We start from the raw sequence: 13733 nt of genomic DNA on the forward strand, positions 1-13733 counted from the left end.
AGGGACGAATAGACAGGGACGAGCCGATGAAGCCAGCCGGACATATCACCGTAGGCGGCGCGCCCGAGGGGTTCGACGCGCGGCTCATTCTGGACGAGATCGAGAAATCCGGGGCGCCGGTCGTTCATGTGGCGCGCGACGACAAGCGACTGGCGGCATTGCGGGCGGCACTGGCCTTTTTCGCGCCGGACATGCCGGTTCTGACCTTTCCCGGCTGGGACTGCCTGCCCTATGACCGGGTGTCGCCCCATGCCGACATCTCGGCAGCGCGGATGGCGACGCTGGCGGCGCTGGTGCATCAGATGCCCGGCCGGTTCGTGTTGCTGACCACGCTGAACGCCGCCAGCCAGCGCATTCCGGCGCGCGATGTGTTGCGCAACGCTGCCTTTACCGCCCGCGTCGGCAGTCGGCTGGACGAGACGGCGCTGCGCCAGTTTCTGGTGCGCATGGGATTCAGCCAGAGCCCGACCGTGCTGGAGCCGGGCGACTATGCGATCCGGGGCGGTATCATCGACATCTATCCGCCGGGCGAGGGCGGCCCGGTGCGGCTGGACCTGTTCGGCGACGTGCTGGATGGCGCGCGGCGTTTTGATCCGGCGACCCAGCGCACCACGGCGAAACTGGACCTGGTCGAACTGGCCCCGGTCAGCGAGGTCATCCTGGACGACGCGGCAATCACCCGGTTTCGCCAGAACTATCGTATCGAGTTCGGCGCTGCCGGCACCGACGATCCGCTGTACGAGGCGGTCAGCGCCGGGCGCAAGCATCAGGGCATGGAGCACTGGCTGCCGTTCTTTCACGACGGGCTGGAGACCCTGTTTGACTATCTGCCCGGCGTGACGGTGTCGCTGGACGATCAGGTGACGCCGGCGCGGCTGGCCCGCTGGGACAGTATTCTGGATCAATACGAGACCCGCAAGCTGGCGATGCAGCAGAAATCGCGACTGGACAGCGTCTATAAACCGGCGCCGCCCGGATTGTTGTATCTGGACGACGCGGCCTGGGACGCGGCGCTGGGCGGCCGTCGGCAACTGCATTTCTCGCCTCTGCCGCAGGCCTCGGGCCCCGGGGTGATCGACGCGGGCGGCCGCATCGGGCGCAACTTCGCGCCGGAACGCCAGCAGGAGCAGCTGAGTCTCTTTGGCGCACTTGTCGATCACATCCGGGCGCGGATGCAGGACGGTCCGGTGGTCGTTGCGTCCTATTCCGAGGGCGCGCGCGAGCGTCTGGCCGGGCTGATCGAGGACGAGGGGCTGGCCGAGACCATCGAGATCGCCAACGCCACCCGCATCGGCAAACACGGGTTGCATCTGGCGGTCTGGGCGCTGGAACACGGCTTTCAGACGCCGAACCTGACCGTGATCGCCGAACAGGACGTGCTGGGCGACCGGCTGATCCGCAGCGCCCGCAAACGCCGCAAGGCCGAGAATTTCCTGACCGAGACGCAGTCGCTGTCGCCCGGTGATCTGGTGGTGCATGTGGATCACGGCATCGGGCGCTATCAGGGCATGGAGGTGATCACTGCCGCCGGGGCCGCGCATGAATGCCTGAGCCTGGAATATGCCGAGGCGGCGCGCCTGTACCTGCCGGTCGAAAACATCGAACTGTTGTCGCGCTACGGCCACGAAGAGGGGCTGCTGGACCGTCTGGGCGGCGGCGCCTGGCAGGCAAAAAAAGCCAAGCTCAAGGAACGCATCCGCGAGATGGCCGACCGGCTGATCCGGGTCGCGGCCGAACGGGCCCTGCGCCGCGCGCCGGTTCTGGAGGCCGAGCATCATGCCTGGGAGGCCTTCTCGGCCCGGTTCCCCTATCAGGAGACCGACGATCAGCTGGGCGCCATCGCCGACGTGCTGGGCGACATGACCAGCGGCACGCCGATGGACCGGCTGATCTGCGGCGATGTCGGCTTCGGCAAGACCGAGGTGGCGATGCGCGCCGCCTTTGTCGCCGCCATGTCCGGGGTGCAGGTGGCGATCATCGCGCCGACCACCCTGCTGGCGCGCCAGCACTATGCCAGCTTTGCCGAGCGGTTCCGGGGCTTTCCGTTTCAGGTGCGGCAATTGTCGCGCTTTGTCTCGGCCCGCGACGCGCAGTTGACCCGCGACGGCATGGCCAAGGGCACCGTGGATATCGTCATCGGCACCCATGCCCTGCTGGCCAAGGGGGTGCGTTTCGCCAATCTGGGCCTGTTGATCATCGACGAAGAGCAGCATTTCGGCGTCAGCCACAAGGAGCGCCTGAAGGCCCTGCGCAGCGACATCCATGTGCTGACCCTGACCGCCACGCCGATCCCGCGCACCCTGCAATTGTCGCTGTCGGGCGTGCGCGATCTGTCGATCATCGGCACGCCGCCAGTGGACCGTCTGGCGATCCGCACCTATGTCAGCCCGTTTGACGCGGTGACCATCCGCGAAGCACTGCTGCGCGAGCATTATCGCGGCGGGCAGAGCTTTTATGTGGTGCCGCGCATTTCCGATCTGCGCGAGATCGAGGAGTTCCTCAAGGAACAGGTGCCCGAGGTCAGCGTGATCGTCGCCCATGGCCAGATGGCGGCGGGCGAGCTGGATGACCGGATGAACGCGTTCTATGATGGCAAATACGACGTGTTGCTGGCCACCACCATCGTCGAAAGCGGGTTGGACATTCCCACGGCGAACACGATGATCGTGCATCGCGCCGACATGTTCGGGCTGGCGCAGCTTTACCAGATCCGCGGCCGGGTGGGGCGCAGCAAGACGCGCGCCTATGCCTATCTGACCACCAAGCCGCGCGCCAAGCTGACCGCAACGGCCGAAAAACGCCTGCGGGTGCTGGGCAGTCTGGATACGCTGGGCGCGGGTTTCACCCTGGCCAGTCAGGACCTGGACATTCGCGGCGCCGGCAATCTGTTGGGCGAGGAACAGTCGGGCCAGATGCGCGACGTGGGCTATGAACTGTATCAGTCGATGCTGGAAGAGGCGATCGCCAAGATCCGCGCCGGCGAGATGGAGGGGCTGAGCGACGCCGACGAGCAATGGGCGCCCCAGATCAACCTGGGCGTGCCGGTGCTGATCCCTGAGGCCTATGTGCCCGATCTGGACGTGCGTCTGGGCCTGTATCGCCGCCTCAGCGCGCTGACCACCAAGGTCGAACTGGAAGGTTTTGCCGCCGAACTGATCGACCGGTTCGGCAAGCTGCCGCGCGAGGTCAACACGCTGCTTTTGGTGGTGCGGATCAAGGCCATGTGCAAACGCGCCGGCATTGCCAAGCTGGATGGCGGCCCCAAGGGCGCGACGATCCAGTTTCACAACGACAAGTTCGCCAGCCCCGAAGGGCTGGTCGCGTTCATCCAGGACCAGCGCGGGCTGGCCAAGGTCAAGGACAACAAGATCGTGGTGCGGCGCGACTGGAAAAAGGACAGCGACAAGATCAAGGGCGCCTTTGCCATCGCCCGCGATCTGGCGGAAAAACTGGTGGCGGAACGGAAAAAAGCGCGCAAGTCGGCGTGAGGTCCCCCGGCACGGCCAGCGACCAAACAGCGTCAGGCATCGACCTGCATTGCCGCCTGGGCACAGAAACACGACGCCGCGACGGCCCCGTCGGCCCGGGCCAGTGCCAGGTTTAGCCGCTGTTGGATTTGCACGATCTCGATGGTCTCTCCCCGTGCTTTAAGACAGTCATGCAAACCCTTCAAACTCCAGACATTGTCCGGATGAATGCTGGCGCGGCTCAGGGGGCCGCCCAGGCCCAGGTCCTGACGATAGACCGCCTCGGCCTCGGCCACCTGGCCCTGTTCGAACAACAAGGCCCCCAATGCATGTCGGGTCGGCTGCATCCAGCCCCAGGGCTCATCATAGGGCAGGTCGTCATCCAATGTCACCGAGCGGCGCAGATGGGCAAAGGCGGCATCGAAATTACCCTTGCGGTATTCGATCTCGCCGCGCAGCATTTCTGTCGCGATTTCAAGAAGATCTCGGACGGTGTTGTTGTGCAGCAGGCGGGTTTCCGGGACCCGATCTCGGGCGGCCAGAAAGACCTGTTCGACGGCTTCGGCTTCGGCGACGCGGCCGGTCGCTGCCAACGCCACGGCGCGGGCATAGTGAATAGTGGCCGTCAGGGTGCAATAGAGATCGGGATCGGCGGGCGGCTGCAGGGCAATCGCCTCGTCCCAGCGGCCGAAACGGATCAGGACATGCGGCTCCATCGCCATGTAACTTTCGAAATAATCTGCCATGGGCGGGCTTTCGATGCGCAGCATCTCTTCGGGCACGGTGGCGGCCATGCCGTGCACCGCCGCAAGTGCGGGTTCGATTTGTCCAAGGAAAAGAGCGCCATAGATGACGAAATGATAGTTGTGCTGGCGATAGCCCGTATAGATGTTAAAAGCCCCTTCGCGCTGATAATATTTCAGGTCGGCCTCGACCGCCTTCTGGTTCCAGTGCACAACGTTCTGGTAATCGCCGCACAGCACGTCGATATGGGTCGGCATGTGCACCAGATGCCCGGCATCGGGCACAAGGGTGCGCAACACGTCGGCGGCTTTCAGCGCCTTTTCCGGAAACGGCGACATCTCCATCAGGTGCACGTAAAGATGCAGCAGGCCGGGATGTGCCATCGCGCCGGGAATTTCGGCCATGGCGGATTCCAACAGGTCTTGCGCCTCCTGCGTTGCGGCCCCGGGCGCCGGTGCGCCGCTGGCCAGGTCCCACATCTGCCAGGGCGTCAGATTGAGCAGGGAATCCACATGGATCGTCCGCACGTCCAGATGGTCCGGCGCGGATTGCAGAGCCAGGCGCATGGCGGCGGCGAAATCATGGTCCCATGCGTGCATGTCCGGCCCCGGATCGCGTTGCGGATAGCGGGCGGGCAGGGCCCGGATCAGCGCCTGTTCCACGGGGGTGCAGGCATCGCACAGCGCCAGCGCCGCCAGGGTCGCGTCATGGGCCTGGGCCAGGGCCTGGGCGCGGCCGGCCGCGTCAAACAGGTGCCAGGGCATGTTGTAGTTCGGACCCGCAGCATAGGCGATGCCCCATTGCGCCATGGCGCACGCCGGATCGCAGTCCAGCGCGCGGCGAAAACAGGCAATCGCCTCTTCGTGATTGAACCCGTAGATCCAGATCAGCCCGCGGTCGAACCAGATCTGTGCCTCGGCCGAATGGGTTGTCACCGGAAGACTGTGGCGGCCCAGATCGTAATATTGCTGCATGATCGTCCCCCCTGTTGCGACGCAGATTAGCGGAAAATGCCATCTGGCAACAGAGGCGTCAGATCGGCAGACGGCTTTCGACCCGGGCCATCCGCAGCATCAGGGCATAGCCGACGATCGCCATCAGCGTGACGCTGCCGGCCAGCGGCACAAGCGAGCCGTCGAACAACTGCCCGATGGGCGCGGCAATGGCGGCAGCCAGCACCGTCGAAATGGCGCCGATCACCGAGGCCGCCATACCGGCGATATGGCCCATCGGCTCCATGGCGATGGCATTGAGATTGCCCAGTGTGGTGCCGACCATGAAAAAAACACAGCACTGCCAGGAGACAAATATGACAAACAGCGTATCCAGCGGCAGGGCCTGGGTCGACAGGAGCAGAACACTGGCGGAGAGCAGGATCTGGGCCGCCAGCGACCAGGTGACGATGCGGCGCATGCCGATGCGCACGACAATCACCGCGTTCAGCACACTGGCGCTACCCGACACCACGGCGACGGCTCCGAACCAGAAGGGAAAACTGTCAGCGCGGTCAAAGATCACGTCATAGACCGGCTGGATCATCGTCAGCATGGTGAACAGCATCCCCAGGCACAGCGTCTGCACCATGATCGACAGGCGGGCGGTGGGATGGGCCAGCATCTGGCGCACCGCGTCCAGCAACAGGTTTGCGCGCATGGGGCGCCGGTTTTGCGGTGGCAGCGGTTCGGGCAGGCGCAGGTTCATCCAGAGGATGGTGAACAGTGAGAACAGGATGAAGGCAATGAAGATCGCCCGCCAGCCGAACAGCGCGATGATGACCGCGCCCATCATCGGCGCAAAGGCGGGAAAGATCGTGAAAATCATCATCGCAATCGACATCATCCGGGCCATCTCGCGCCCGGAATAGAGATCGCGCATGATCGCCACCGAGACCACGCGCGGTGCCGCGGCGCCGATGCCCTGCAGAATACGGGCCACCAGAATGATTTCGAGCGACGAACTGACCCAAGCCACCGCCGACGCCAGAATATAGACCGCCGACCCGGCCAGAATAACAGGTTTGCGGCCAAAGGCGTCGGACAAGGGGCCGGTAAAGAAAGTGCCCAGACCCATGCCCAGGACAAAGGAGGTCAGGATCAGCTGGGCCCGGTTGATGTCGTCGGGGCTGAGCTCTTCGCCGATCCGGGGCAGGGCCGGCAGCATCGCATCGATGGAAAAGGCAATGGTCGCGAACATCACTGCGATCAGGGCGATGAATTCGGAACGGGACATGGGGTTGCGCATGAAACCTCCGGGCTGTCACCCGCCGCTATCACAGGTTCCGTCGCACCGCCAGATGGGTCGTTTTTTCGGGGTTGTCATTAAACATAGTAAAACAGTAAGAATAAGCGAACGCGACAATGTAAATAGTGAGATCACCCGATGAACGATTTTCTGTCCCTCTGCGCCGCCGCCATGTTCTGCGCCGTTGCGCTGGCATCGTCCGTCCCGAATGAATTGCGGGATACGGCCTTGCAGCCCGGCAGCGCCGGTCTGATCGCCCCCCCTGCAGCCGACCCGCAGGCGGCGCCGGTCCCGAGAATCGTTCTGGCCGGGGCGGCTGATGTCACGCACAAGGATGGCGACGCCGACTGCCCCGACGCTCTGGCTACCGGCGCATCTGTATTGGACGACGTAGTGGCGAGGCTGTTCTGTCCGGCCGCGCCGAGGATGGCGTCTGCGTCCTATGGGCGAGGGGCCGAACCGGGGCTGTTCTGAACGGCCGGGCCGTCGGCGGAGGGCGGGTCGTCCTCGTTGGCGACCTGCTCGGGATCCCGCGCCTGGCGATGTCCCAGCCGGCCAATCAGCCATTCGGTATGTTCCTCGCGTTTCTGCATGTGAAACAGCGCAAATTGCTGGATGGCCACGGCAAAGATGCCCAGACCGATAAAGATGAACGCCGTCGTGCCCAGCTTTCCCAGGGCGGTGACCGGCACCAGCGAGCCATAGCCGACGGTGGAAATGGTCACTACGGTAAAGAAATATGAGTCCAGCCAGCTCCAGCCCTCGACCACCCGGAAAAACACCGTGCCCATGGCGACGATGCCCAACAGGCTGATAATGACGGTATGGGCCTTGAACTGCTTCACTCGACTGCACCCGCCCCGGCCAGCTGGCTCTGCAATTCGGCGATGACTTTCTGCCACAGCTCCGGCGCCTGCGCGCCGGGCACCGCATGTTTGCCGGCCACGATGAATGTGGGCACCGATTGCACGCCCATCTCGCGGCTGTGACGGTCACGGCTGGCGATGTCGTCGCGGTCGGCATCCGAGGCCAGCAGCCGCATCACCACCGAAGCATCCATGCCGATGCCGTCGGCAAGGTCGGCCAGCACTTCGTGGTCGCCAATGTCGCGCGCCTCGACGAAATAGGCGTGAAACAGTGCGTCCACGGCCTGGGCCTGCAACTGCTCGATCCCGGCCCAGTGGATCAGCCGGTGCGCGTCCATCGTGTTGGGCGTGCGTTGCATGTTCTCGAAATTGATCGTCAGCCCGGCCGCCGCGGCATGTTCCACCACCGGGGTATAGGCCTTGACCGCGCCCTCCTTGCTGCCGAACTTGGTCTCCAGATAGGTGCGGCGGTCCATACCCTGGGGCGGCATGTCGGGGTTCAACTGGAACGGGTGCCACTGGATCGCAAAGGGGTGGTCCGGCACCGCCTTGAGCGCTGCATCCAGCTGCGCCTTGCCGATATAGCACCACGGGCAGATCGGGTCGGAGAGGATGTCAAGCGTGATGGTCTGGTCTGTCATGTATTCCGGGCCTTGAAATAGGCGGGCAAGGCGCTGCGTAGCAGCTTGCCGTTGGCATTGGCGGGCAGCGCCGGCAGGTGAACATAGGCGCGCGGCTGTTTATAACGGGCCAGCCTGTCCTGCACATAAGCTTGCAGCACGCGTTCGTCCAGTGGCGCCGGCCCGGTGTAAAAGGCGGCGATGATGCGGGTGTCCTCCTTGACCTCGACATCGGTAACCCCGACCTGGGTTATGCCGGGATGGCCCGACAGCGCGGCCTCGACCTCGAGCGGCGAGACCCGATAGCCGCCGGCGTTCATCAGATCGTCGTCACGCCCCAGATAGGTGATCTGGCCGTCCTCGGCCATGCGGCCGCGATCGCCGGTCAGGAACCACTCGCCCTCGATCCGGGCGGCGCCTTCGTCCGGGGCATTGAGATAACCCAGCATCAACCCGGCGTCGCCGCGATGCACGGCGATGATACCGTCCTGCTCCAGGGGCACCGGCCCGTCATGATCGACGATGGCCACGCGCCGTCCCGGCTGTGGTTGCCCCAGGGCACCGTCGCGGGCCGGGCGCGCCGGGCTGGCGGAAATGAAGGTCGAGCATTCGGATTGGCCATAGGCCTCGAAAAGTTCGGTGCCGGTGGCGCTGCGCCACAGCTGGTGCAGATGCGGCGACAGCTTTTCGCCGGCACATAAGCCATGTCGCAGATCGGGTAGGGTCAGATCGGCCCGCGACATGAGGATTTTGCGGTAAACACCTGGCGCGGCAGCAAAGATCGTCGTCTTGTGCTGCCGTAGCAGGGCCGGCAGATCGGCCGGATCGGTGCCTGCTTGCGGGATCAGCGCGGTGGCGCCGATGGTCCAGGGATCCATCAGGCCGGTGCCCAGCGTATAGGTCCAGTTGAAGGCGCCAGCATGGCAGACCCGGTCGCCGGGGGTCAGCCCGTACCAGCCGTCGACCATCAGATGCCGCGCCCAGATCGCCCGGTGCGCATGCGCCACGGCGCGCGGCTTGCCCGAGGTGCCCGAGGTATAGACGGCATAGGCGAGACGGTCGGGATCGCCCATCGCCCAGTCGCAGCGCGGCAGGTCGCGCATGGCGCGCAAACTGTCCAGCGCGATCTGGCGCGGATGCGCGGCACAGGCCACGTCCGGGTCGCGCAGCACCGCCGCCGGCGATAGGTCGGCGATCATCGCGGCGGTCTCGGGCTCGGTCAGTTGCGTCGAGGTCGGGACCGGAACCAGGCCGACGGCGATGGCGCCCAGATAGGCGATGGGAAAATCCACGGTGTTGCCCAGCCGCATCAGCACCAGATCGCCAGGGCTTAGCCCGGTGGCCAGCAGGCCTGTTCCGGTTGCCCGGACCGCCTGTTCCAGCCGAGCATAGCTCCAGGTCTGCGCGTCTGCGGGCCCGAGAATCGCCAGCGCCAGTTTGTCGGGTAGAGACTCGGCGCGCCCCAGCACATGCGCGGCCAGGTTGAAGGGCGCCGGGCAGGGCCGGGGCGGCCCCTGATCATAGATCGACAACATGGCCCGTGGCTAGCCTGACGTGGCAAGCGTTGCAAGCCATGCATGCCCTGCCTATAGAGGCGCCATGACCCGGCGCGACCCGAAATCCCTGATCCATATCGCTCGCAATTCGGGCATGGAAACGCATCCCGAAGCGCTGGACCTGGGGGCGCGGGTCCGCGAGTTGCGCAGGGCGCGGGACTGGACGATGGAACAGGCCGCCAACCAGGCCGGTCTGGCGCGTTCGACCCTGTCCAAGATCGAAAACGGCCAGATGTCACCGACCTATGATGCGCTGAAGAAACTGGCCGTAGGGCTGCAGATTTCGGTTCCCCAGCTGTTCACGCCGCCACAGCGCGATCAGGCGACCGGGCGCATGGCGGTGACCAAGTCGGGCGAGGGCACGGCACAGGCCACGGTGACCTATGAACACGAGTTACTGGCCGATACGCTGAGCAAGAAAAAGATGCTGCCATACCGGGCGCGGGTCCGCGCGCGCGCAATGGAAGAGTTCGATGGCTGGGTGCGCCATGACGGCGAGGAATTCCTGTATGTGCTGACCGGTGTGGTCCGTCTGTACACGGAATTCTATGAACCGGTGGACATGCAGCGCGGCGACAGCGCCTATTATGACGCCACAATGGGGCACAACGTGATTTCGGTCAGCGACGACGACGCGCTGATTCTCTGGGTGACGTCGCTGAGCTGAGCGTCAGGCCGCAGCTTCCGAGTCTCCGGCCTCGCGGATCAGCGATTCAACATAAAGGAAGTCATCGACCTCTTCATGCGCTTCGGTCAGCGAAAGGTTATGGGTTTCCGCCAAATACGCCTCGAACCGCGCACGGTCGAGCTTTGTATACGGCATCGCACTGTCATCCAGATACGGAAACCGGTCTTGCAGGCGTCTGAACCAAGTCGCCCAGTCCGCCGTCAAATCTGTCCAGGTCACGCGAACATGCCCCCTCTGGCAATTCCTTGCCTCCCGCAGATCAGCCTAGCGATGCCGCAGCGCAGAGAAATGGGGCGATCTGTCGCAGGGGCGAATTATTTCTCAAAAAGCCAGGGCAGCACCAGCATGGCGATCCCGACGGCGATGATCTGCATGAGGATGAACATAGGAATGTGACCGGGATTGATGCCGGCAAAGGTGTCGATACATCCGCGCGCGATGGTCACCGACGGATTGGCAAAACCGGTGGACGCGGTGAACCCGTAGGCGCCGGTAATATAGAACCCGACCAGCGGCGGCACCGCGTCCGGGCGGTGGCGCACACCGCCAAAGATCACGAAAAGCAGGCCGAAAGTGGTCAGGATTTCCGAGAACCACTGGGCCACACCGGTGCGGTGCATCGTGCCCGACAGCTGCAACACCGGCAGATCGAACATCACATGCGCCGCCCAGACCCCGCGCACGCCGCCAAGGATTTGCGCGGCGACATAGGGCAGAACCCGGTGCCAGGGATGTTCGCCATGCAGTGCAAAGGCCAGGGTGACCGCCGGGTTGAAATGCGCGCCCGATACCGGATCCAGTGTCGTGATGATGGCATAGAGCATGCAGCCGGTGGCGATCGCATTGTTCAGCAGGGCGATGCCGACATTGCCGCCGGACAGGGCCTCGGCCATGATGCCCGAGCCGACGACGCCGATCAGCAGCATGGCGGTGCCAAGGCCTTCGGCGAACAGGCGCTTGGCGATCATGGCAGGTCGCCAATTTGCGCCCGAGCGGGCTTCAGCGTCTCAGGCGGCATGGATTCGATCGGCAGCGCCAGCAGCGCAGCGGCTGGCGCTGCAGGATATCATGGGGAGCGCGGAACGCCGCGCCCTGATCCGCCGGGGCGGCGGCTGCCGGATCCGCAGACGGTGATCATCGGATCCATGCGCGGCGCATCCGGGGTGGCGAACTCGTCCCGGCTTTTTGAACGGGCGGCGCTGGTGTCATGGCCCATCGCCTTCAGCAGGCGCGGCGATTGCGGATGCACGGCGCCGGTTGGTTGCGAGCCGGCCGATCAGGCCCGGAGGCGGCCGCCGGATCCGGTGTTCAGGATCGACCGGGCCGAGTTGCCGGTGCACAGAACCGGAATATTCACGAGCGTTCCCTCAGCGCAGGATGAAAGATGCAGTTTGACGCGCGGCGGTGCCCGGTCCGGACCGGGTCCGGACACGCGCCGTGCCGCGCCTCTAGCAGCGGCATGTAACTGATTCTTGATGCGCGCCCTGCGTCATTCCGGCTGGTACCACCAGACATGGGGAAGAAAGTCGATGCCGTCGCCATAGATCGGCAGACGTTCAGGATAGCGCAACTGGCGGGCATGTGCGATGCGGCCGACATCGAATTGCCAGATCGGGATCACATAGCGCCCGGTCGTCAGTACCCGGTCCAACGCGCGCACGGCAGTGACGAACTCGGCGCGGCTGTCGGCGGCCAGCATGGTGTCGATCATCGCGTCCACCGCCGACGACGCCACCCCCATCAGGTTGCGCGATCCCGGCACCTGAACGCCGGCGCTGCCCCAATACAGCCGCTGCTCGTTGCCGGGCGACAGGGACAGGGCGCGGCGAAACGTGGTCATGTCGAAGTCATAGGCGTTGATGCGGGCGGTATACTGCGCGTCATCCACGGTGCTGACCGTGACATCGATGCCCAGGCGCTGCAGCGCCCGGCCATAGATTTGCATCACGCTCTGGTTGCCGGTATCGCCCTGCCGCAACAACACTTCGAAGGCAAAGCGCGCGCCTTGCGCATCGCGCAATTCGCCGTCGCGCACCGACCAGCCGGCCTGCGCCAGCAGTTCCACGGCCTGGCGCAAGTTGCGGCGGTTGCGGGCGGTGCCGTCACTGACCGGCAATGCGTATCCCTGCACCGCGCCGGGCAGCAGATGTTCGGCATATGGGCTGAGCAGGGCGCGTACTGCCTCATCCGCTGGACCCGGACGCATCGCCAGTTCGGAATTCGAGAAATACGAGGTGATGCGCGGTTGCGCGCCGCCGGTCATCGTGTCGTTGATATATTCGAAGTTGAAGGCCAGCAGCATCGCCTCGCGCACCCGCCAGTCGTCGAACGGCGTGCGCCTGGTGTTCATGACGAACCCGGTCATGCCCGAGGGACGGCGATGCGGAATCTCGGATTTCACCACATCGCCGCGCAGCACGGCCGGAAACCCGTATTGGCGGTCCCATTTCTCGGCGTTGAACTCGCGGATGGCGGTCAGTTCTCCGGCCTTGAAGGCCTCGAACAAGACGGTTTCGTCGCCATAGAACTCGATGCGCATCTCGTCGAAATTCTGGGTGCCGCGCCGAAACGGCAGATCGGCGCCCCAATAGTCGGGATCGCGCCGCAGGGTCACGTGACGTCCGGCCTCGAAATCGTCGATGACATAGGCGCCGGTGCCGATCGGGACCTCGTCCAGCCCCGAGGCGGTGAAATCCTTGTCCTGCCATTGCGATTTCTTCAGGATCGGACGCATGCCCGCGATCAGGGCCAATTCGCGGTCGGCAGTGTTGAAGTCCAGGCGCACGCTGCGCGGGCCGGTCTGGCGGATCGCGGCGATCTGTTCTGCCATGCCGCGATAGCGCAGGTGCCCGCGGCTGCCCAGAGTTTCGTAAGACCAGATCACATCCTGCACCGTGACCGGACTGCCGTCAGAGAATCGCGCCTCTGGGCGCAGGTCGAATTCGACCCAGGACCGGTCCGGCGCGGTACGCACCGATTCGGCCAGCAGACCATACAGGGTGAACGGTTCGTCCCAGGACCGGCCCAACAGCGATTCATATCCCCAGAACCGCAACTGCCAGGGGGCGGTGCCTTTTTGCACGAACGGATTGAGCGAATCAAAGCCGCCGGTGTTGCCGAAAACGATGCGTCCGCCCTTGGGGGCGTCGGGGTTCGCATAGGGCAGCGACACAAAATCCGGTGGTAGGGCCGGGGTGCCGTACATAGCTATGCCATGGGATGATTCTGCTGCTGCCGCACCATCCGCCAAAAACGCGGCGAATCCGATCGTCAGCGCGCATGCGCGTTGGAAAAAAACTGGTCGCACTTTGGCAACAATCCTGCTCTGGCCTTATTTCGTTAACGATTAGGCTAACGAGGGATTCACGTCTTTTCAAACTTTTAGCTTGGATGCCTTCGGGGAATTGCGTATAAAGGGGTCACTGCTCGATAGGTTTCTTGCCTGTATGAAACCTGCCTCAATAACTTAACGCCCGCCTTGAGCGGGCGTTTTTTTTGGCAGATCGTATCAGCAACGGCTTTTGCCGTTTCCTTTGCACATGCAGCATGTC

At 64.3% G+C, this 13733-nt stretch carries 11 protein-coding genes; 3 read left to right on the forward strand and 8 right to left on the reverse strand.

Features of this window, described 5'->3' with window-relative positions:
• Nucleotides 1-26: 26 nt before the first annotated feature.
• On the forward strand, nucleotides 27-3488 hold the full coding sequence (gene mfd, locus ACFMPD_RS02985) for a transcription-repair coupling factor (protein ID WP_380991642.1): 3462 nt from the start codon (nucleotides 27-29) through the stop codon (nucleotides 3486-3488).
• A gap of 32 nt (nucleotides 3489-3520) precedes the next feature.
• Here the strand turns inward: mfd and ACFMPD_RS02990 are convergent, their stop codons facing one another.
• A complete protein-coding gene (locus tag ACFMPD_RS02990) occupies nucleotides 3521-5185 on the reverse strand; it encodes a tetratricopeptide repeat protein (RefSeq protein WP_380991644.1) in 1665 nt (554 codons plus the stop codon).
• A gap of 58 nt (nucleotides 5186-5243) precedes the next feature.
• Nucleotides 5244-6440: a multidrug effflux MFS transporter gene (locus tag ACFMPD_RS02995; RefSeq protein ID WP_380991646.1), complete on the reverse strand. Its 1197-nt coding sequence runs from the start codon at nucleotides 6438-6440 to the stop codon at nucleotides 5244-5246.
• Between the two features lie 150 nt (nucleotides 6441-6590).
• Between ACFMPD_RS02995 and ACFMPD_RS03000 the strand changes: the two genes are divergently transcribed.
• A complete protein-coding gene (locus tag ACFMPD_RS03000; RefSeq protein WP_380991648.1) occupies nucleotides 6591-6926 on the forward strand; it encodes a hypothetical protein in 336 nt (111 codons plus the stop codon).
• Here the strand turns inward: ACFMPD_RS03000 and ACFMPD_RS03005 are convergent.
• The 3 genes from ACFMPD_RS03005 to ACFMPD_RS03015 are packed head-to-tail and all read right to left on the reverse strand — an operon-like array spanning nucleotide 6893 to nucleotide 9473.
• Complete coding sequence (locus ACFMPD_RS03005; RefSeq protein WP_380991650.1) at nucleotides 6893-7297, reverse strand: potassium channel family protein; 405 nt, start codon at nucleotides 7295-7297, stop codon at nucleotides 6893-6895. The two genes, ACFMPD_RS03000 and ACFMPD_RS03005, sit on opposite strands and share 34 nt — an antisense overlap.
• On the reverse strand, nucleotides 7294-7959 hold the full coding sequence (locus tag ACFMPD_RS03010) for a DsbA family oxidoreductase (protein ID WP_380991652.1): 666 nt from the start codon (nucleotides 7957-7959) through the stop codon (nucleotides 7294-7296). The genes ACFMPD_RS03005 and ACFMPD_RS03010 overlap by 4 nt, the downstream gene beginning before the upstream one ends.
• A complete protein-coding gene (locus ACFMPD_RS03015; protein ID WP_380991654.1) occupies nucleotides 7956-9473 on the reverse strand; it encodes a class I adenylate-forming enzyme family protein in 1518 nt (505 codons plus the stop codon). The genes ACFMPD_RS03010 and ACFMPD_RS03015 overlap by 4 nt, the downstream gene beginning before the upstream one ends.
• 64 nt (nucleotides 9474-9537) lie before the next feature.
• On the opposite strand from ACFMPD_RS03015, the gene ACFMPD_RS03020 reads away from it, so the two are divergent.
• On the forward strand, nucleotides 9538-10161 hold the full coding sequence (locus ACFMPD_RS03020) for a helix-turn-helix domain-containing protein (RefSeq protein WP_380991656.1): 624 nt from the start codon (nucleotides 9538-9540) through the stop codon (nucleotides 10159-10161).
• A 3-nt stretch (nucleotides 10162-10164) separates the two neighbouring features.
• Here ACFMPD_RS03020 and ACFMPD_RS03025 read toward each other — a convergent pair whose 3' ends face one another.
• The 3 genes from ACFMPD_RS03025 to ACFMPD_RS03035 all read right to left on the reverse strand — a co-directional run bounded on the left by ACFMPD_RS03025 (nucleotide 10165) and on the right by ACFMPD_RS03035 (nucleotide 13387).
• On the reverse strand, nucleotides 10165-10401 hold the full coding sequence (locus ACFMPD_RS03025) for a hypothetical protein (RefSeq protein ID WP_380991658.1): 237 nt from the start codon (nucleotides 10399-10401) through the stop codon (nucleotides 10165-10167).
• 95 nt (nucleotides 10402-10496) lie between these two features.
• The gene (locus ACFMPD_RS03030) at nucleotides 10497-11150 is read right to left on the reverse strand and encodes an aquaporin (RefSeq protein ID WP_380991660.1); all 654 of its coding nucleotides are present in this window, start codon (nucleotides 11148-11150) and stop codon (nucleotides 10497-10499) included.
• 521 nt (nucleotides 11151-11671) lie between these two features.
• Nucleotides 11672-13387: an extracellular solute-binding protein gene (locus tag ACFMPD_RS03035; RefSeq protein ID WP_380991662.1), complete on the reverse strand. Its 1716-nt coding sequence runs from the start codon at nucleotides 13385-13387 to the stop codon at nucleotides 11672-11674.
• Nucleotides 13388-13733: the final 346 nt, after the last annotated feature.

The organism is Sedimentitalea sediminis (assembly GCF_042687825.1).
Classification (GTDB): Bacteria; Pseudomonadota; Alphaproteobacteria; order Rhodobacterales; family Rhodobacteraceae; genus Sedimentitalea.